The 18931-nt window shown below is 72.5% G+C and carries 16 protein-coding genes and 1 pseudogene; 13 read left to right on the plus strand and 4 right to left on the minus strand.

Features of this window, described 5'->3' with window-relative positions; translation table 11 throughout:
- The first annotated feature begins 66 nt into the window (after positions 1-66).
- Positions 67-534, plus strand: a complete 468-nt coding sequence (locus tag MNY60_RS00495; RefSeq protein ID WP_242338234.1) for a universal stress protein — start codon at positions 67-69, stop codon at positions 532-534.
- Here MNY60_RS00495 and MNY60_RS00500 read toward each other — a convergent pair.
- Positions 497-2182, minus strand: a complete 1686-nt coding sequence (locus tag MNY60_RS00500) for a sigma-54-dependent Fis family transcriptional regulator (RefSeq protein WP_242338232.1) — start codon at positions 2180-2182, stop codon at positions 497-499. The two genes, MNY60_RS00495 and MNY60_RS00500, sit on opposite strands and share 38 nt — an antisense overlap.
- Positions 2183-2360: 178 nt before the next feature.
- Between MNY60_RS00500 and MNY60_RS00505 the strand changes: the two genes are divergently transcribed.
- The 4 genes from MNY60_RS00505 (at position 2361) to MNY60_RS00520 (ending at position 4813) form a co-directional block, all read left to right on the plus strand.
- Positions 2361-2909, plus strand: a complete 549-nt coding sequence (locus tag MNY60_RS00505; RefSeq protein ID WP_242338230.1) for a YceI family protein — start codon at positions 2361-2363, stop codon at positions 2907-2909.
- A 4-nt stretch (positions 2910-2913) separates the two neighbouring features.
- A complete protein-coding gene (locus tag MNY60_RS00510; protein WP_242338229.1) occupies positions 2914-3369 on the plus strand; it encodes a hemerythrin domain-containing protein in 456 nt (151 codons plus the stop codon).
- A gap of 14 nt (positions 3370-3383) precedes the next feature.
- Entirely contained in the window at positions 3384-4187 is an 804-nt protein-coding gene (ygiD, locus tag MNY60_RS00515; RefSeq protein ID WP_242352987.1) for a 4,5-DOPA dioxygenase extradiol, read from the plus strand.
- Between the two features lie 197 nt (positions 4188-4384).
- Positions 4385-4813, plus strand: a complete 429-nt coding sequence (locus tag MNY60_RS00520; RefSeq protein WP_242338225.1) for a cupredoxin domain-containing protein — start codon at positions 4385-4387, stop codon at positions 4811-4813.
- Between the two features lie 95 nt (positions 4814-4908).
- On the opposite strand, the gene MNY60_RS00525 is transcribed toward MNY60_RS00520, so the two are convergent.
- Positions 4909-5259, minus strand: a complete 351-nt coding sequence (locus MNY60_RS00525) for a hypothetical protein (RefSeq protein ID WP_242338223.1) — start codon at positions 5257-5259, stop codon at positions 4909-4911.
- A gap of 422 nt (positions 5260-5681) precedes the next feature.
- Between MNY60_RS00525 and MNY60_RS00530 the strand changes: the two genes are divergently transcribed.
- The 4 genes from MNY60_RS00530 to MNY60_RS00545 all read left to right on the plus strand — a co-directional run bounded on the left by MNY60_RS00530 (position 5682) and on the right by MNY60_RS00545 (position 12560).
- Positions 5682-7088, plus strand: a complete 1407-nt coding sequence (locus tag MNY60_RS00530; protein ID WP_242338221.1) for a TolC family protein — start codon at positions 5682-5684, stop codon at positions 7086-7088.
- A 14-nt stretch (positions 7089-7102) separates the two neighbouring features.
- Positions 7103-8698 carry an efflux RND transporter periplasmic adaptor subunit gene (locus MNY60_RS00535; RefSeq protein WP_242359822.1) on the plus strand — a complete coding sequence of 532 codons (1596 nt, stop codon included), beginning with the start codon at positions 7103-7105 and terminating at the stop codon, positions 8696-8698.
- A gap of 6 nt (positions 8699-8704) precedes the next feature.
- Positions 8705-11983 carry an efflux RND transporter permease subunit gene (locus MNY60_RS00540; RefSeq protein WP_242336100.1) on the plus strand — a complete coding sequence of 1093 codons (3279 nt, stop codon included), beginning with the start codon at positions 8705-8707 and terminating at the stop codon, positions 11981-11983.
- 97 nt (positions 11984-12080) lie between these two features.
- A complete protein-coding gene (locus tag MNY60_RS00545; RefSeq protein WP_242336103.1) occupies positions 12081-12560 on the plus strand; it encodes a hypothetical protein in 480 nt (159 codons plus the stop codon).
- A gap of 183 nt (positions 12561-12743) precedes the next feature.
- Here MNY60_RS00545 and MNY60_RS00550 read toward each other — a convergent pair whose 3' ends face one another.
- A complete protein-coding gene (locus tag MNY60_RS00550) occupies positions 12744-13055 on the minus strand; it encodes a DUF5666 domain-containing protein (protein ID WP_242336106.1) in 312 nt (103 codons plus the stop codon).
- Positions 13052-13681, minus strand: a complete 630-nt coding sequence (locus tag MNY60_RS00555; protein WP_242336109.1) for a c-type cytochrome — start codon at positions 13679-13681, stop codon at positions 13052-13054. Before MNY60_RS00555 ends, MNY60_RS00550 begins: the two co-directional genes overlap by 4 nt.
- Positions 13682-14110: 429 nt before the next feature.
- Here MNY60_RS00555 and MNY60_RS00560 point away from each other — a divergent pair, with 429 nt between their 5' ends.
- The 4 genes and pseudogenes from MNY60_RS00560 to MNY60_RS00575 all read left to right on the plus strand — a co-directional run.
- On the plus strand, positions 14111-15868 hold the full coding sequence (locus MNY60_RS00560; RefSeq protein ID WP_242359823.1) for a carboxypeptidase-like regulatory domain-containing protein: 1758 nt from the start codon (positions 14111-14113) through the stop codon (positions 15866-15868).
- Positions 15869-16050: 182 nt separating this feature from the next.
- Positions 16051-16974, plus strand: coding sequence for a sulfate adenylyltransferase subunit CysD (gene cysD, locus MNY60_RS00565; RefSeq protein ID WP_242336115.1), 924 nt, complete (start codon positions 16051-16053; stop codon positions 16972-16974).
- A complete protein-coding gene (locus tag MNY60_RS00570) occupies positions 16974-18251 on the plus strand; it encodes a sulfate adenylyltransferase subunit 1 (protein WP_242336118.1) in 1278 nt (425 codons plus the stop codon). The genes cysD and MNY60_RS00570 overlap by 1 nt, the downstream gene beginning before the upstream one ends.
- Positions 18248-18928 (plus strand): annotated as a pseudogene (locus MNY60_RS00575) (phosphoadenylyl-sulfate reductase); the annotation flags it as partial. The gene MNY60_RS00570 and the pseudogene MNY60_RS00575, both read left to right, overlap by 4 nt.
- Positions 18929-18931 lie beyond the last annotated feature (3 nt).

The following is an 18931-nucleotide window of genomic DNA, read 5'->3' on the forward strand; positions in this document are numbered from 1 at the left end:
CCGACCCGGCGGCGCGCGCGGAGCGCCGGCGTACTACACCCCGGGTGCACAGGAACGGAGGCGAACATGCCGGATCTGGGCTGGAAGAGGCTGCTCTGCCCGGTGGACTTCTCGCCGACCTCGGAGTCCGCGCTGCGCGTCGCCTCGGCGTTCGCGCGCGAGCTGGGCGCGGAGCTGACGCTGCTCCACGTGCGCAACGTTCCGGGCTCGTCGATCCCCGAGGGGATGCTCGAGCCCACCGGCGAGCTCGCGCACGACCTCTCTGCGCCCGCCGACCGGCCGCTCGAGGCGTGGAAGACCGCCGCCGAGGAGCTCGGCGTACGGCGGGTCGAGGCGGTCACCTCGGTGGGCGAGCCGGCCGTGGAGATCACGGAGCTCGCCCGCCGCGCCGCGTTCGACGCGATCGTGATCGCGACGCACGCGCGGTCCGGCCTGAAGCACGCGATCCTCGGCTCCGTCGCCGAGAAGGTGGTCCGGCTCGCGCCCTGCGTGGTGATCAGCGTGACGCCCGAGGCGGCGAGCCGGCAGGGCTGACCTCCGCGCCCCGCGACGCCGAGCCCTCCGCCCCGTACTGCTTCAGCTTCCGCTTGAGCGTGGCGAGCCCGATCCCGAGCTCCGCGGCGGCGCGCGTCCGGTTCCCGCCCGCCCCCTCCACCGCCGCGAGGATGTACTCGCGCTCGACGTCCTCGAGCGGGCGCGTTCGTCCCGCCGGCCTCGGCCGCGGCATCGCCGCCCGCAGCTCCTCCGGGAGATCCTCGACGTCCACGCGGCTGCCCCCGCTGAGCGCGACCGCGTGCTCGATCGCGTTCTGGACCTCCCGGACGTTCCCGGGCCAGTCGTGGCGGAGGAGCTGATCGGCGGCGCGCGGCGTGAACCCGGTGAGCCTCCGCTTCATGCGACGCGCGGTCTCCGCGAGGAACACCCGCGCGAGCGGCAGGACGTCCTCCGGCCGCTCGCGCAGCGGCGGCACTCGCAGCTCGATCACGCGCAGCCGGTAGAAGAGGTCCTGGCGGAACCGGCCGGCCGCCACCTCGTCGGCGAGGTTGCGGTTCGTGGCCGCCACGACCCGCGCGTCCACCGCGCGCGAGCGGGTCTCTCCCACGCGCCGGATCTCCCTCTCCTGCAGGGCCCGCAGCAGCTTCACCTGCATGCCCGGCGAGACCTCCCCGATCTCGTCGAGGAAGAGCGTCCCGCCGTTCGCCGCCTCGAAGAGCCCCGCGCGATCGCGGTCCGCGCCCGTGAAGGCGCCCCGGGCGTGGCCGAACAGCTCGCTCTCGAGCAGGGTCTCGGTGACCGCGCCGCAGTTCACCGCCACGAAGGGGCGGCCGGCCCGGGGCGACTCCTCGTGGATGAGCCGGGCGATCCGCTCCTTGCCCACCCCGCTCTCGCCCGTGATGAGCGCGGTGGACTCGACCTTCGCCACGCGCAGCGCGAGGTCGAGGACGCGGTGCATGGCCTCGCTCCGCACGACGAGGCCGGAGCGCTCCTCCGCGCCCGGGGCGAGGCGCGAGAGCTCCTGCCGGCGGGCGCGCAGCCGCCGCTCGGCGCTGCGCAGCGCGGCGCTGACGCCCTCGAGCGCGCGGTCCACCGACGCCTTGTCGTAGAACTCGAGGTCGGGCTCGATCGCCGCTCCCCACTCCTCGCGCGAGCGGCCGACGAGGTGGCAGGCCGGCGCCCCCGCGCCGCGGCAGCGATCCTCGACGCAGTAGATCGCGCGGCCGTTCGCGAACGAGAGGTAGCCGCTCGCGAACCCGGCGAGCGTCCAGCAGACGGGCGCGTCGGCCTGGCCGAGGTGGAGGAGGTGCTGCTCCGCCTCGTACGACTCGTGCCAGATCGCCTCTGCGAAGGGCGCGGGGCCGTCGGAGGCGGATCGGACCGGCTGCTCGATCACCACGAGCCCCTGCAGCATGTGGAGCCGCCCGCCGGCGATCTGCCACTCGCGCTCGCTCTCCCACGGGAACTCCGAGCGCAGGCTCTCCGCCGTGCGCCAGCCGTGGGCGTAGCCGAAGCGCGTGAGGATGCCGCGCGCCGCGGTGAGGCCGAGGGTGTCGATGAGCTCCTTGCGCAGGATGCCGAGCGCCACCGCGTCGAGCAGGAGCGCGCGCTGCCCGGCGAACCGGATGATCCCTCCCGCGGGATCGAAGGTGAGCAGCTCCCTGAGATCGAGGTCCATCGCGCGCATCGGCCGTCTCCCGCCCTGATCGAAGTGAGCCGGATCGTATCATTCTGAGCCGGTTCACGATCCCGGCCCTTCCGTGATCGCCAGTGTTTCCGACAGTTTACTGCCCCGGGGCCGTGGGCCCGCCAGGTGCAATCTCCTATCCCCGGACAACGAGCCCGGAAGGGCGACAGGAGAAAAGATGGCTCAGGAGAACTGGCAGGTCGACGGCGCGCACTCGGGCATCCACTTCACGGTCCGGCACATGGTGATCTCCAAGGTGCGCGGCAAGTTCACGCGCTGGAACGCGAGGCTCGCGCTCGACCCCGCGGACCTCTCCCGCTCGACGGTCGAGGCCGAGATCGAGGCGGCGAGCATCGACACCGGCGTCGCCGACCGCGACACCCACCTGCGCTCCGGGGACTTCCTCGACGCGCAGAAGCACCCCGCGCTGAAGTACCGGAGCCGCCGCGTCGAGGTGCTCTCGCCGGAGCGGCTGCGCGTCACGGGCGACCTCACGATCCGCGACACCACGCGCGAGGTCGTCCTCGACGTGGAGTACGGCGGCCGCGGCAAGGATCCGTGGGGCAACGAGCGGAGCGGCTTCACCGCGACCACCTCCCTCAACCGCAAGGACTTCGGCCTCACGTGGAACCAGGCCCTCGAGACCGGCGGCGTCCTCGTCGCGGATCGCGTGGACGTCGAGATCGAGCTGCAGGCCGTCAAGCAGGCCGCTGCGAAGGTCGGCTAGCGTCGTGACGCTCTGCCCCGAGCTGCGCCGCCTCGCCGGCGAGCACGCCCGCTGGCTCGCCAAGATCGCGGACCTGGGCGCGGCCGACGCGACGAGGAGCGCCGAGCGGCTCCTCGACCTGTGGGACGCGGAGATCCTGCCGCACTGCCGCGGCGAGGAGGACGTGCTCCTGCCCGAGCTGGCGCGGCGCGTCTCCGAGGCGGACGCCGTCATCGTGTTCACGCTCGGCGACCACGTGGTGCTGCGCCGTCTCGCGCGCGAGCTGCGCGCGGCGGCCGGGCCGGCGCGAGGGGCGGTCGCCGCGAGCCTCGCGCGCAAGCTCGAGGAGCACGCCGCCTTCGAGGAGCGGACGCTCTTCCCCGCCCTGCAGGAGACGCTCGGGTGCGCGCGCCTGGCGGAGCTCGCCGCGGAGCTCGCGCGCCGGGCAGGGAGCGCGGGCCCCCGGCGCGCGGCTAGATGAAAGGCTCGAGAGCCATGCACGACCCCACCCACCATGCGACCGGGCGCATGCCCGTCCTCTTCGTGGGCCACGGCAATCCCATGAACGCGATCGAGGACAACGCGTGGAGCCGCGGCTTCCGGGCGCTCGCAGCGGAGCTCCCCCGGCCGAAGGCGATCCTCTCGATCTCCGCGCACTGGTACGTGGACGGCACCTACACCACCGCGAACGACCGCCCCGAGACCCTCCACGACTTCGGCGGCTTCCCCGAGGAGCTCTACCGCGTCCGCTACCCGGCGCCCGGCGACGTCGCGCTGGCGCGGCACGTGGTCGGGCTCGTGGGCGAGCGGCGGTCGTCGCCGAGCCTGGAGTGGGGGCTCGATCACGGGACCTGGAGCGTGCTCGTGCACCTCCGGCCCGAGGCGGACCTCCCCGTCGTCCAGCTCAGCGTCGACGGCCGGCTCGCTCCGAACGAGCACCTCGCCATCGGACGCGCCCTCGCGCCGCTTCGCGACGAGGGGGTGCTCGTCATGGGCAGCGGCAACGTCGTCCACAACCTGCGTCACGCGTTCTCGGCGTGGTCCCGCGGAGACACGACGACGCCGGACTGGGCGCGCGCGTTCGACGCCGAGGTCGCGGACGCCGTGTCGCGCCACGATCGGACGGCCCTCGCCGGCCTGCTCGAGAGCGACCTCGGGCAGGCGGCGCATCCCACCCCCGACCACTACCTCCCGCTCCTGTACGCGGTCGGCGCGAGCGACCCCGGGGAGCCGGTGCGCTTCCCCATCGTGGGGTTCGACATGGCGTCGCTGTCGATGCGGTCGGTGGTGCTCGGCTGAGGATCGCTTCCCTTCCCCATCCTGCCCTCCTGCGTGACCGCGCCGGTCACAGTGTGGCCGGCCGCTCCCCTCCGCTGCGGCCGCCGCCCGGGGAATACGGGCCCGTTCGCGCGAATTTGGTCGGCACGCCTCCTGCTATCAGCCCCTCCGAACCGCGTCCGCCCAGGCGAACGCACATCCGACTGGAGAAGTCCCCGATGACCACCAAGTCCTTCCTCCTGCCCGTCGCGGCCGCGTTCGCCTTCGCGGCGGCGCCGGCGCTCGCCCAGCACGATCACGGCTCCATGCACGGCTCCATGCACGAAGGCGCGGCGCCCGCGAGCGCGGCGCAGGGCATCGCCGAGGGCACGGTCGCGAACGGCGTCCGCACGGTGAACCTCACCGTCACGGACAACGGCTTCGAGCCGTCGAAGGTGAAGGCGAAGAAGGGCGAGAAGCTGCGCCTCGTCGTGACGCGCAAGACGAACAGCACGTGCGCGAAGGAGATCGTCATCAAGGACCACGGCATCAACCAGCCGCTGCCGCTCGACAAGGCGGTCACGGTCGAGCTCGTGCCGGCGAAGTCGGGCGAGATCCGCTTCGCGTGCGGCATGGACCACGTCAGCGGCGTGGTCTTCGTCCCGTAACGCTCCGATCGGCCCGGCGCGGAGGTCTCGCGCCGGGCCGTCGTCTTCTCTCCGAGCTGCCGCGGCCCGACCTCCTCGCCGGCCGCGAGCGCCGCCTACTTCGCTTCCTTGCCGCGCAGCCGGTGGTAATCGGCCATCGTCTTCGCGTCCGCCGCCAGCTTGTCCGCGTCCTTGGCGAGCTGCGCGCAGTGCTTCTCCATCGTCGCGACGTCCTTGGGATCGCCCCGAGACTTCTTGTACTCCGCCGCCATCTTCCGGTGGATGTCGGCTTCCTTCCGCCACTCCGCCGCGTTCTCGTCGTAGATCTTCGCGAGCGCCGCGTGATCGGCCGGCGTCTCCGGCAACTTCATCATGCGGTCCTCGCGCGTGGGGTCGGCCGCAAGCCCCACGCTCGTCGAGATCAGGGCTGCCAGGAGCCCTGCCAGCATCACTGCCACGAGTCTCATGACTTCCTCCTGTTCCGGCGCGATCGCCTCCCCGCCGCTCCGCCTCACCCCGCGCCGCTCCTACCGGTACACCAGGGCGATCCCGATCTCTTTCCTGCATCAAGCGGGCGACACGGCGCCACTCCCGGTGGATTCCCCCGGGCGGCCGAGCCACGCGGAGCTTGCGGTCGCGACACCGAGACAGCCGGGGTGAGGGGCCTCACGCCGGCCGTCGGCCCGACCTCCGAGGCGTGATCCGCCGGGTTACGGTGTGGCCGCGCTGGCCGGGGCGACCGGCCCCGGGGCGCCTCCGGCCGCGCGGAGGGCCGCCGTTTCGCGCGATCCGCGCTCGGCCGGCCATGGCATGCCAGGTGCTAAAGGGGGCAGCGACCATGCAACCACACGATCCGACGGGCCACCCGCGACGACTTCTCGTGCGAGCGATGGCCGCCCTGCTCCTCCTCGCGCCTCAGGCGCGCGCGGACGCGCCGGCCGGGGCGGGCGCAGGCCTCGTGCTCCCGAGCGATCCGGTGCTCGCGGGCCTCCTCGAGCAGAGCCTCGCGGCTCGCCCCGAGCTCCGCCAGGCCGACGCCGCCGCGCGCGCCGAGCGAGAGCGCATCCCCCAGGCCGGCGCGCTGCCCGATCCCGTGCTGACCCTCGGGATCCAGAACGACGGCTTCGGCGAGATCATGGTCGGGAAGATGGAGACGAGCTTCTACCAGGTGATGGTGAGCCAGGGCCTCCCCTGGCCCGGCAAGCGCGGCCTGCGCACCGACGTCGCGCGCCTCGCCGCCGACGAGGCCGGCGCCTCGCTCTCCCGCGCCCGCCTGACGACGGAGGCCGACGTCCGCCGCGCCTACCTCGACCTCCTGCTCGCGCGGGATCGGCTGGACCTGCTCGCGCGCCTCGAGGGGATCTGGACCACGTCGGCCGGCTTCGCGCGGTCGCGCTACGAGTCCGGCGAGGGCGCCCAGTCCGACGTGCTCCGCGCCCAGCTCGAGCTGAACCGGCTGCGCCAGCGGCGCTTCGGCCTCGAGGCGCAGGAGCGGACCGCGGTCCAGACGTTGAACCGGCTGCGCGGCAGCCCCGTCGACGAGCCCATCCCGACCTCGACGAGCGTGCGCGACCTCACGCTCCCGGAGCTCCCTGCCGTCGACGCCGCGCTCGCGGACGCGCTCGCGCGCAGCCCGGAGCTGGCCCAGGCGAGGCTCGGGTCGGCGCGGGCGGAGAAGTCCGTCGCGCTCGCGCGGCGCGAGCGGTTCCCCGATCTGAGCGTGAACGCCGGCGTCATGCCGCGCGGGCAGCTCGAGCCGATGTGGCTGGCGAGCGTCTCCATCGGGTTGCCGGTGTGGTCGCACCGGAAGCAGAACCGCGCGGTCGCCGAGAGCGCGGCGCGGGCCGAGGCCGGCGCGAGCGCCGCCCAGGCGATCGAGCAGGTCCTCCGGCTGCGCGTCGCCGAGCGCCGCACGGCCTACGCGGCGGTCGCGGACACCGCCCGCCTCTTCCGCGAGGGCCTGCTCGTCCAGTCGCGCGCGACCGCCGAGAGCACGCTCGCGCAGTACCGCGTCGGCAAGGTCACCTTCGCCTCCGTTCTCGAGGCGAACGCCGGCTACGTCGCGGACGAGGACGGGTTCCTCGGGGCGGTCGCCGAAGCGCAGCGGATCGCCATCGGCGAGGCGGAGGTGAGCCTGGATCCGGTGGGCGCCCCGGGCGCCGGCGGAGCGATGGCGACGGGCGGGGTGCCCGGGGCGGGCGCCGCGGGCGGCGGAGGCGCGGGGGTGGCGAGCGCGGCGGCCGCGCCCTCCGCGGCGGCGGCCTCCTCGTCCGGCTCGATGACCTCAGGGATGTGAGACACGGAGAAACGATGAACACCGAGACGAACCACCCGAGCCCCGCTCACCGCCGCACCTTCGGCCTGCCTGCGCTCGTGCTCGCCGTCCTCGCCACCGCGGCGGTCGCCGGCGGCGCCGGCTTCTTCGTGGCGACGCGCGGGACCGGCGACGGCCACGCCCACGCCGGCGCGGCCACGGCGGCGAAGGAGCAGTGGCAGTGCCCCATGCACCCGAGCATCGTCCAGGACCACCCCGGCGACTGCCCGATCTGCGGCATGAAGCTCGTCAAGGTCGAGGCGGCCGGGGCCGGCGCCGCGCCGAAGAGCAGCGCGCCCACCGCCCCGCAGAAGGACCAGTGGCAGTGCCCCATGCACCCGAGCATCGTCCAGGACCACCCCGGCGACTGCCCGATCTGCGGCATGAAGCTCGTGAAGGTGGAGGGGACCGGCGCCGGCGCCGGTGAGCCGGACGAGCCCGCACCCGAGGGGCTCTCGGCGGTCACCATCGACGCCGCGCGCCAGCAGCTCATCGGGCTCAGGGTGGCGCACGCCGAGCGCGGAGCCGTGGGCGGGTCGTGGCGCACGAGCGGCCGGGTGGCGGTCGACGAGACCCGCGTGCACCACGTGAACGTGAAGTTCTCCGGCTTCATGGAGAAGGTCTACGCGGACTTCATCGGGCGCCCCGTGAAGGCGGGGGAGCCCCTCTACTCGATCTACAGCCCCGAGCTCCTCGCCGCGCAGCAGGAGTACCTCCTCGCGCTCGACACGCGGAGGCGGCTCGCGGCGTCGGGCGGCATGAGCTCGGACGGCGACGCCCTCGTCGCCGCCGCGCGCCGCAAGCTCGAGCTGTGGGACGTGCCGCGCTCGGAGATCGCCCGCATCGAGCGCACCGGCGAAGCCACGCGCACCCTCACGTTCTACTCGCCGGCCGGGGGCGTCCTGACCAAGAAGGACGTGGTCCCGGGGATGCGGGTGAACGCGGGCGACATGCCCTTCGAGATCGTGGATCTCTCGCGCGTGTGGGTGCTCGCCGACGCGTACGAGTCCGACCTCCGGCACGTGAAGGTCGGCACGCCCGCCACGCTCGCGTTGAAGGCGTTCCCGAACCGCACCTTCAACGGGCGCGTGGCGTTCATCGACCCGCTCCTCGATCCGAAGAGCCGCACGGCGAAGGTGCGGGTGGAGGTCCCGAACCCCAAGGGCGAGCTCAAGCCGGAGATGTTCGGGGAGGTGGTGTTCCAGGGGACGAGCCGCGAGGGCGTGCGGATCCCCGCGGACGCGGTCATCCACTCGGGGACGAAGAGCGTCGTCTTCGTCGCGCGCGGAGGCGGCAAGTTCCAGCCGCGCGAGGTGCAGCTCGGCGACGGCGACGCCGCGTTCGTCGAGGTGGTCTCCGGGGTCGAGGCGGGCGAGGGGGTCGTGACCCGCGCCAACTTCCTCGTCGACTCGGAGTCCCGCCTGCGCGCGTCGCTCGCGGCCCTCGCGTCCCCGGACGCGGCCGCGCCCGCGAGCGCCGGGCACGCGGGCCACGGCGGCGCCACGGCCGCGCCGCCCCCCTCCAGCCCGGCGCCGGCCGCCGCCGACCCCGCGGCGCCCGCCGCGAACCCGCACGCGGGACACGGACGGTAGCGCCCCATGATCAAGCGAATCATCCGCTTCTCGGCGGAGAACCGGTACCTCGTCATCGCCGCCACGATCGTCGCCCTCATGGGCTCGGTCTGGGCGATGCGGAACATCCCGCTCGACGCGCTGCCGGATCTCTCCGACACCCAGGTGATCGTCTACTCGCGCTGGGACCGGAGCCCGGACATCATCGAGGACCAGGTCACCTATCCCATCACCACCGCGCTCCTCGGCGCGCCGAAGGTGAAGGCGATCCGCGGCTTCTCGGACTTCGGGTTCAGCTACGTCTACGTCATCTTCGAGGACGGGACCGACATGTACTGGGCGCGAACGCGCGTCCTCGAGTACCTGTCGAAGATCACCTCCCAGCTCCCGCAGGACGTGAAGGTGGAGCTCGGCCCCGACGCGTCGAGCGTCGGCTGGGTGTACCAGTACGCGCTCGTCGACCGCAGCGGGCAGCACTCGTCGGACGAGCTGCGCTCGTTCCAGGACTGGTTCCTGCGCTACTCCGTCCAGAGCGTCCCCGGCGTCTCCGAGGTCGCGACGGTGGGCGGCCAGGTCCGCCAGTACCAGATCACCGTGAACCCGAACGCCCTCGCCTCGTACAAGCTGCCGCTCGAGGCGGTGATCAACGCGGTCCGCAAGGGCAACAACGACGTGGGGGGGCGCCTCGTCGAGTTCAGCGGCCGCGAGTACATGGTCCGCGGCCGCGGCTACGTGAAGAACATCTCGGACCTCGAGAGCCTCGTCTTGCGCTCGGAGGGCGGCACGCCCGTGCTCGTGAAAGACGTCGCCACGGTCGCGCTCGGGCCCGAGATGCGCCGCGGCGTGGCCGACCTCGACGGCGAGGGCGACGTCGTCGGCGGCATCGTGGTGATGCGCCAGGGCGAGAACGCGCTCAACGTCATCAAGCGCATCGAGAAGAAGCTCGAGGAGGTGAAGCCCTCGCTGCCGAAGGGCGTCGAGGTGGTGACGACCTACGACCGGTCGGAGCTCATCGACCACGCCATCGAGACGGTGAAGGGGAAGCTCGTCGAGGAGATCGTCATCGTCTCGATCATCATCCTCATCTTCCTCTGGCACGTCCCGTCCGCCATCATCCCCATCGTCACCATCCCGGTGTCCGTCGCGCTCGCGTTCATCCCCATGTACGCGATGGGCCTCAACGCGAACCTGATGTCGCTCGCGGGCATCGCCATCTCCATCGGCGTGCTCGTGGACGGCGCCATCGTCGAGGTGGAGAACGCCTACAACAAGATCCACCACTGGGTGAAGGACGGGAAGAAGGGCGACTTCCACCACGTCCGGCTCGAGGCGCTCCTCGAGGTGGGGCCAGGCGTCTTCTTCTCGCTCCTCGTGATCGCGGTCGCGTTCATGCCCGTGTTCACGCTGGTGGACCAGGAGGGCCGGCTCTTCCGCCCGCTCGCCTACTCGAAGAACCTGGCGATGGCGATCGCGGCGTTCCTCGCCATCACGCTCGACCCCGCGATGCGGATGCTGTTCGCGCGCATCGACGAGTTCAGGTTCCGGCCGCGCTGGCTCGCCTGGATCGCGAACCAGGCGCTGGTCGGGAAGTACTACTCGGAGGAGGCGCACCCGATCTCGAAGCTCCTCCACCGGCTCTACGAGCCGCCCTGCCGGTTCGTGCTCCGCCACCCGAAGGCGACCATCGCGGCGAGCATCGCCCTCGTCCTCACCACGATCCCGGTGTACCTGTCGCTCGGCTCCGAGTTCATGCCGCCGCTGCGGGAGGGGACGATCCTCTACATGCCCTCCGCGGTCGAGCCCGGCATGTCCGTCGCGGAGGCCCAGAAGGCGCTGCAGGTCCAGGACAAGATCCTGAAGACGTTCCCCGAGGTGGAGCGCGTGTTCGGCAAGGCCGGCCGCGCCAACACCTCCACCGACCCGGCGCCCTTCACGATGATGGAGACCACCATCATCCTGAAGCCCGAGTCCGAGTGGCGGGAGGCGCCGCGCTGGTACTCCTCCTGGGCGCCCGAGTGGGCGAAGTCCCTGCTCCGGCCGTTCTGGCGCGATCGCATCACGCAGGAGGAGCTCGAGAACGAGATGAACGCGAGGCTCCAGCTCCCCGGCATCTCGAACGCCTGGACGATGCCGATCAAGGGGCGCCTCGACATGCTCTCGACCGGCATCCGCACGCCCGTGGGGATCAAGATCAGCGGCGCGGATCTCGCGACCATCGAGCGCGTGGCGAAGGAGACCGAGGCCATCATCCAGAAGGTCCCCGGCACCCGCAGCGCCTACGCCGAGCGCGTCGCGGGCGGCTACTTCCTCGACTTCGTCCTTAAGCGCGAGCAGCTCGCCCGCTACGGGCTCACCGTCGACGACGCGAACATGATGGTGATGACGGCCGTGGGCGGGGACAACCAGTCCACCACGGTGGAGGGGCGCGAGCGCTACGGCATCAACGTGCGCTACGCCCGCGACTACCGCGAGGACCTGTCGGCGCTGCGACGGGTGCTCCTGCCGCTGCCCGGCGGCCAGGGCCAGATCCCGATGGAGGAGATCGCCGACGTCGTGCTCGCGCAGGGCCCGTCGATGATCCGAGACGAGAACGGGCTCCTCGCCGGCTACGTGTACGTGGACTTCGACACCTCGAAGATCGACGTGGGCTCGTACGTGACGGAGGCGAAGAAGGCGGTGGCGGCGGGGCTGAAGCTCCCGACCGGCTACAGCATGGTCTGGAGCGGCCAGTACGAGAACATGCTGCGCGTGAAGGAGCGCCTGAAGCTCATCATTCCGCTGACGCTCGTGCTCATCTTCGGGCTGCTGTACATGAACACGAAGTCGTCGTTCAAGGCCACGCTCGTCATGGCTGCGGTGCCGTTCTCGGCGGTCGGCGCGGTGTGGCTCCTGTGGGCGCTTGGCTACAACGTCTCGATCGCGGTGTGGGTCGGGCTCATCGCGCTCATGGGGCTCGACGCCGAGACGGGAGTGTTCATGCTCCTCTTCCTCGACCTCTCCCACGACGAGTACAAGGCGAAGGGCCTGCTCCGCACGAGGCGCGACCTCGTCGAGGCCATCGTCCACGGCGCCGTGAAGCGCGTGCGGCCCAAGGCCATGACGGTGTTCGCCGCGATGATCGGCCTCTTGCCGATCATGTGGTCGGTCGGCACCGGCGCGGATCTCATGAAGCGCATCGCCGCGCCCATGATCGGCGGCCTCGTGACCTCGTTCCTGATGGAGCTGCTCGTCTACCCCGCGGTGTACTACCTGTGGAAGAAGAAGGAAGTGAGCGACGAGGACACGATCACGGCGGTCGCCGCCTGAAGAACGCGGCGCCGGGCACGCGTTCCCGGGGCGCGGGACCCGGTCCGTCGCGGGGCGGGCCGGGGGCGGCGGGGTTGCCGGCCAGGGGGACACGGACTTGAGTGCGCTGACATCGCCTGCCGGGAGCCTCGCGATCGCGATCTCGGCCCTGCTCCTCGTCATCGGCTTCCGTCTGGCCGCGCCGGGGCGGTTGCGCGAGTGGCTGGCCGTCGCGGCGTACGCCGGCGCGCTGGCGGCGCAGGCGCTCGGGGCCCTCGGCCTTTTCGGGCCGGCGAGCGTGCCCGCCATGAGCCAGCGCATCGCCGGGGCGGCCTTCCTCGTCGCCGGGATCCTGCTCGCCGGGGGCCCCTCGCGCGCGCGCAGGCGCACCGCGCTGGGCGTGCCCGCGTCGCAGGCTCCGGCTCCGCCGCGGGTGGATCCGGTGTACGCGGGGCTCGCGCTCGTCCTCGTCGGACAGCTCCTGCGCGGCCCCTCTCGCGTCGGGGCCACCGCGGTCGCGGTGGCGTTGCTCGTGGCCGGCTGGGTCGCGCTGTCGCCGCGGGCGGGCGGCCGTGCCCGCGAGGCCAGCGCCCGTTGAACGCGTGAGGGAAGGGACGAGCGGGTTCGTGCGGCGCGCGACGGCGTACGAGCGTGCGGATTCGATCTTCTCGGACACACCGCGGATGCGGTCGGTCCGACGGCTCGCGACTCGTCGCGGGATTCACCGACATCCCGCTGGCGGGATCCCTGGCACGCGAGAGCATGCTCCACCTCCCCGAGGCTACCTCGGAGCCTTCGCGGCCCCGAGCTTCACGGTGTCGGCGCGAAGGCGCTCGCCGACGTGCGTCCCGCGGATCACCGCGCGCTGCCCCACCTGGACGTCCTCGCGCCTGGCCGGCTTCTCGCCCCGGAAGAATCGCGTCTCCGGCGTGACCGTGAACGCGACGGAGTGTCCGTCGGCCGTCTTCACGACGAGCTGCTGGGCGGTGACGCTCTCGACGACCCCCATCGCGCGGCCGCCCTGCTCGTGCGCGGCCGCTGCCGGTGCGGTGAGCAGCGTCGCCAGCAGCGTGAGCGTTCTCGTGCGCTTCATCTGTGCTCCTTCCCGTGCGGGTGGGCCCCGTCCCCGGGCGGACGCGCCGCCGGCTCCTCGCCGCGCAGGAACGCGTCCTCCTCCTGGAGGGCGCGCCACTCTTCGGGTGACCTCGGGTTGAGCGCCTCCATGGACGCCCTTTCCTCGGCGGTGAGCGTCGGGAGGTGGCGGATGAAGTGGACGAGGTGCCAGCTCTCCTCCGCGGTCCCCGGACCGCCCCACGCCGGCATCCCCGTGAGCCGCACGCCGTTCTCGATGATGTAGAAGAGCTCCCCGTCCGTGAGCCTCTGCGTCTCCGCGGCGCGCAGGTCGGGCGCGCGCGGATAGAGGCTCCTTCCGAGCTCGGTCTGGCCGCTGCCGTCGTTCGCGTGACAGGTGGCGCAGTGGTCTGCGAAGTGCGCGAGCCCCGACTCGAGCACGCGCGGGCTCGGCGCGATCGGGTTCGTCGCCTCGCGCGCCTCCCCCGGGATCGCCCAGCCCCGCAACGCGCGGGCGACGCGCGCCTCGAGCGCCGAGGGCCGTGCGCGCGCTGCGATCCCTCCGCGCAGCACGTGCGCGCTGCCGAGCGCCGCCAGGGCGATGATCACGAGCCCGATCCCACCCACGAGCCAGCACGCGCTTCGCATCCGCGGTCCTCCAGCGCCCCCTCGCCTGCTAACGCCCGCCGCGGGCCTCGAGGTCCTCGGCGCCCAGACGCTCCGCGCCACAGTCCTCGGGGCTCATGTCCGGCGGAGGCGCGCGGCGCGCGTCCACGTAGTGGCGCGGCCCCGCCGGCTCGGCGAGTGCACCCTCTTCGAGCGCTCGGGCGCTCGCCGCGCCGCCGGCGGCGAGGGCGAGGACGCGGCGATGCGTGATCCCCTTCTCTCATTGCACGGCGCGCCTCTCATCGTGCGATCCTTTGGCGTTCCAAGCGATTTGGAGCGCGCCGCCGCGGAAGCTCCAGGCCGGCGACACTGGTGCCCGCGGGGTGCGATCGTCTGGAGGCGCGCGCTGCGGCGGCTCGAGCGAGCTGAACCGTTTCGCCACACGCCGTGTTCTCCCTGTCAGGAGATCTCATGCGAAATGACCTCAAAAGTCCGCCCCCCGAATTCCTCCCCGCCGCTCTCGGCGCGGTGCGCCGCGCCTCCCGACCGCTCGCCCTGCTCGCGATCGGGGCGGGACTCCTGCTCGCCGCGTGCGGCGGCGGCGGCGACACCGGCGGGCCGGGCACCTCGGGCGCCACGCTCAGTGGAACCGTCGTGAAGGGGCCGGTGGGTGGCGCCGCGGTGACCGCGTTCGCCGTCGCGAACGGCACCAAGGCGGCGCAGCTCGGCACGGCGGCGACGGATGCGCAGGGACGGTTCACGATGACCCTCGGGTCGCACACGGGTCCCGTCATGATCGAGGCGATCGGCGGGACGTACACGGACGAGGCGACCGGCGCGACGATGACGATGCAGGCGGGGAGCGTCATGACCGCCGTGATGCCCGCCGTCGACGCGGGAGCGGCGGCGGACGTCCAGGTGACGCCGCTCACCTCGATGGCCCAGGCTCGTGCGCAGAGCATGCCGGGCGGGATGACGGCGGCCAACGTCGGGACCGCGAACTCCGAGCTCGGCGGCTACTTCTCGGTCGGCGACCTCCTGCACACGATGCCCATGAATCCGCTCGTACAGGGCTCCGGCGCAGCCGCGACGCAGGAGATGAAGAACTACGGGATGACGATCGCGGCCATGTCGCAGTACGCGGTCATGATCGGCATGACCACCTCGTCCTCGGGCGTCGTCACGGCGATGATGCGCGACGCCTCCGACGGCGTCATGAACGGCATGTCGGGATCGACGGCGGTCTCGATGAGCGGGATGGGCGGCAGCCTCGCGCCCTCGGCCGGCACGGCCGATCTCGCGGACGCCATGTCACGCTTCGTGAGCTCCGGGATGAACAGGTCGGGCGTGGCGCTGGCGGACATGCAGGCGCTCATGGACAGGCTGCGCCTCTCCGACGGCCAGCTCTCGGGGACCGGCACCGGGACGACGAGCGGCATGCTGACCGGCAGGGCCTTCATGGGCACGATGTCGGGCGGGACGATCGGCGCGTTCGCTGTCCAGAACGGCCAGGTCGGCGCGATGATCGCCAGCGCCGCGCTGGACTCGACGGGGAGCTTCAGCCTGCCGCTCGGCTCGTACACGGGGCCGATGATGTTGCGGGTGAGCGGCGCGTCGTACGCGGACGAGGCGACGGGCTCCAGGATGACGATGCTCCCGCGCGACGTGCTGACGGCGGGGATCCCCGCGGCCGCTGCGGGCATGAGCGACATCCAGGTGACCCCGCTCACCTCCATGGCCGAGCTCCGGGCGCAGGCGATGACGGGGGGCTCGAGCGCCGAGAACATCGCGGCGGCGAACTCGGCCGTCGCCACCTACTTCTCGTGCGGCGACCTCCTGACGACCGCGCCCATGGATCCCTCGGTCGCGGGCTCCGGCTCCTCGGCGGACGCGAACAGCAGGAACTACGGGATGTCCATCGCGGCCATGTCGCAGTACGCCCAGATGATCGGGATGACCACGTCCTCTGGCATCGTCACGGTCATGATGGACGACGCCTCGGATGGCGTGATGAACGGCATGATGGGGACGACGCCCATCTCCATGACCGGGATGGGCGGGATGATGGGCGGCGGCGGCATGATGCAGCCCACGGTCGGTACGTCCGGCCTGGCGACGGCGATGACCACGTTCGTCGGCGACACGTCCGTCAACAGGTCGGGCGTGACGATGGCCGACATGCAGCCGCTCGTCGACCAGCTGGCGCGCTCCAACGGCGTGATCCAGTGACGCCGGCGGCCGACCCGGATCTCTGCGGGATTCCCCAGCTGTACGCCGGCGTCCTCGCGGTGACCGGGTCCCGAGCCGGCGTCCGCTTGACCTGACACCTCTCCGTTATCTAGGATGCCTCCGTTATCACGGACGGCGCGCCGCCATCCCGACGGCGCGCCCCCGTGTGGAAACGGGCAGGCATGGCGGTCGTCCCGACGTACCCCGCGAGCACGCTCTCGCACCTGGACTGGCTGGAGGCGGAGGCGATCCACGTCCTGCGGGAGGTCGCCGGTCAGTGCGCGAGCCCCGCGCTGCTCTTCTCCGGCGGCAAGGACTCGATCTGCCTCCTCCGGCTGGCCGAGAAGGCCTTCCGGCCGGGGCGCTTCCCCTTCCCGCTCCTGCACATCGACACCGGACACAACTACCCGGAGGTCCTCGCGTTCCGCGACCGCCGCGCGGCGGAGCTGCGCGAGCGGCTCGTGGTCCGCTCGGTAGAGGACTCCATCCGCGCGGGCCGCGTCGTGCTGAAGCACCCGCAGGAGTCGCGCAACAAGCACCAGTCGGTGACGCTGCTCGACGCGATCGCCGAGCTCGAGCTGGACGCGTGCATCGGCGGCGCGCGCCGCGACGAGGAGAAGGCGCGCGCGAAGGAGCGCGTGTTCTCGTTCCGCGACGAGTTCGGCGGCTGGGATCCCAAGAACCAGCGCCCCGAGCTCTGGAGCCTCTACAACGCGCGCGTCCACAAGGGCGAGAACGTGCGCGTCTTCCCGATCTCCAACTGGACCGAGCTCGACGTGTGGCAGTACATCGCGCGCGAGCGGCTCGAGATCCCGTCCATCTACTTCGCCCACCGGCGCCCGGTCGTCCGGCGCGGCGGCGCGCTCGTGCCCGTGACGCCGCTCACCCCGGCGCGGCCCGGCGAGGCGGTCGAGGAGGTCTCGGTCCGGTTCCGCACGGTCGGAGACATCACCTGCACCGCGCCGGTCGAGTCCACCGCCGACACGCTCGCGAAGATCGTCGCGGAGACCGCCACCACCACGATCACCGAGCGAGGCGCGACCCGCCTCGACGACCAGACCTCCGACGCCTCGATGGAGCAGCGCAAGAAGGAGGGGTACTTCTGATGCTCGCCGCCGAACGGCTCTCCGCCCCCGCCGCGGACGGCCTCCTCCGCTTCCTCACCTGCGGCAGCGTCGACGACGGCAAGAGCACGCTCATCGGGCGGCTCCTCCTCGACACGCGCTCCATCCTCGCCGACGCGCTGCACGCCATCGAGCGCACCTCGCGCAGGCGCGGCCTCGAGGCGGTGGACCTCTCGCTCCTCACCGACGGCCTCCAGGCCGAGCGCGAGCAGGGCATCACGATCGACGTCGCGCACCGCTACTTCTCCACCGGGACGCGCAAGTACATCATCGCCGACGCCCCCGGGCACGAGCAGTACACGCGGAACATGGTCACCGCCGCCTCCACGGCGGACCTCGCCGTCATCCTCGTCGACGCGCGCAAGGGCGTGCTCACGCAGACGCGCCGCCACTCGTACCTCGCGCACCTCGTGGGGATCCCGCACCTCGTGGTCGCCGTGAACAAGATGGACCTCGTCGGCTACTCGCCCGACGTCTTCGAGCGCATCCGCGCCGACTACCTCGCCTTCGCGGCGAAGCTCGGGATCAGGGACGGCGTGCACTTCGTCCCGATGTCGGCGCTCGCGGGCGACATGGTCGTGGAGCGCGGCGCGAACCTCCCCTGGTATCAGGGCCCGACGCTGCTCGAGCTGCTCGAGGAGGCGCCGCCCGCGCGCGACGCGTCGCAGGGGCGGTTCCGGTTCCCCGTCCAGTGGGTGTGCCGGCCGCAGACGCTCGAGCACCACGACTTCCGCGGGTACACGGGCCGCGTCGAGTCCGGCGAGGTCCGCCCCGGCGACGCCGTGCAGGTCCTCCCCTCCGGCCAGACGACGCGCGTGAAGCAGCTCCTCCTTCACGACGCGCCGCTCGCGCGCGCCTTCGCGGGCCAGTCGGTCACGATCCTCCTGGAGGACGCCGTCGACGTCTCGCGCGGCGATCTCCTCGTCCGCGCGGGCGAGGCGCCGGAGCCGACCCGCAAGCTCGACGCGACGCTCTGCTGGCTCTCGGAGCGGCCCGCCCAGGCGGGCCGGAGGGTGCTCCTCCGCCACGGGACGCGCGAGGTGCGCGCCACGCTCGCCGAGCTCGCCTACCGCGTGGACCTCGCGGAGCTCGCCGAGGCGCCCGCCGCCGCGCTCGGCATGAACGACATCGCGCGCGTGTCGCTGCGGCTCGCGCAGCCCGTCGCCGCCGATCGCTACGCGGACAGCCGCGCCACGGGCGCGTTCATCCTGATCGACGAGGCGACGAACGACACCGTGGCGGCGGGGATGATCCTGTGAGCGGCCGCACGCGCGAGGAGCTCGCCCGCTGGGCGCGAGACCTGGAGGGGAAGCACCCGGCGGAGATCCTCGCGGAGGTCACCGCCGCCTTCCCGCGCGGTCGCGTCGGCTTCGCGACCGGCTTCGGTCCAGAGGGGTGCGTGCTCCTCGACGTCGCCGCGCGCGCGGGGCTCCCCATCGACGTGTTCACCCTCGACACGGGCGCCCTCTTCCCCGAGACCTACGCGCTCTGGAACCGGCTCGAGGCGCGGTACGGGATCGCCATCCGGCGGGTGGCGAGCGCCGCGGCGGACGAGCTCGTGCCCGACGGCGCGCCCCCGCCGTGGGAGGCCGATCCGGATCGCTGCTGCGAGCTCCGCAAGGTGCTGCCGCTCCGCGCCGAGCTCGCCCGCTTCGACGCCTGGGTGACCGCGATCCGCCGCGACCAGACCGCCGACCGCGCGACCGCGGCGATCCTCGAGTGGGACGAGAAGTTCGGGCTCGTGAAGGTGAACCCGCTCGCCGCGTGGTCGAGCGCCGACGTGTGGCGGCACGTGCGCGCGCACGAGGTGCCGACGAGCCCGCTGCACGACCAGGGCTACGCGAGCATCGGCTGCGCGCCCTGCACGACGCCCGTCGGCGCGGGCGAGGACCCGCGCGCCGGCCGCTGGCGCGGCCGGTCGAAGAAGGAGTGCGGGCTG

This window comes from Anaeromyxobacter sp. SG17 (genome assembly GCF_022690695.1).
GTDB lineage: Bacteria > Myxococcota > Myxococcia > Myxococcales > Anaeromyxobacteraceae > Anaeromyxobacter > Anaeromyxobacter soli.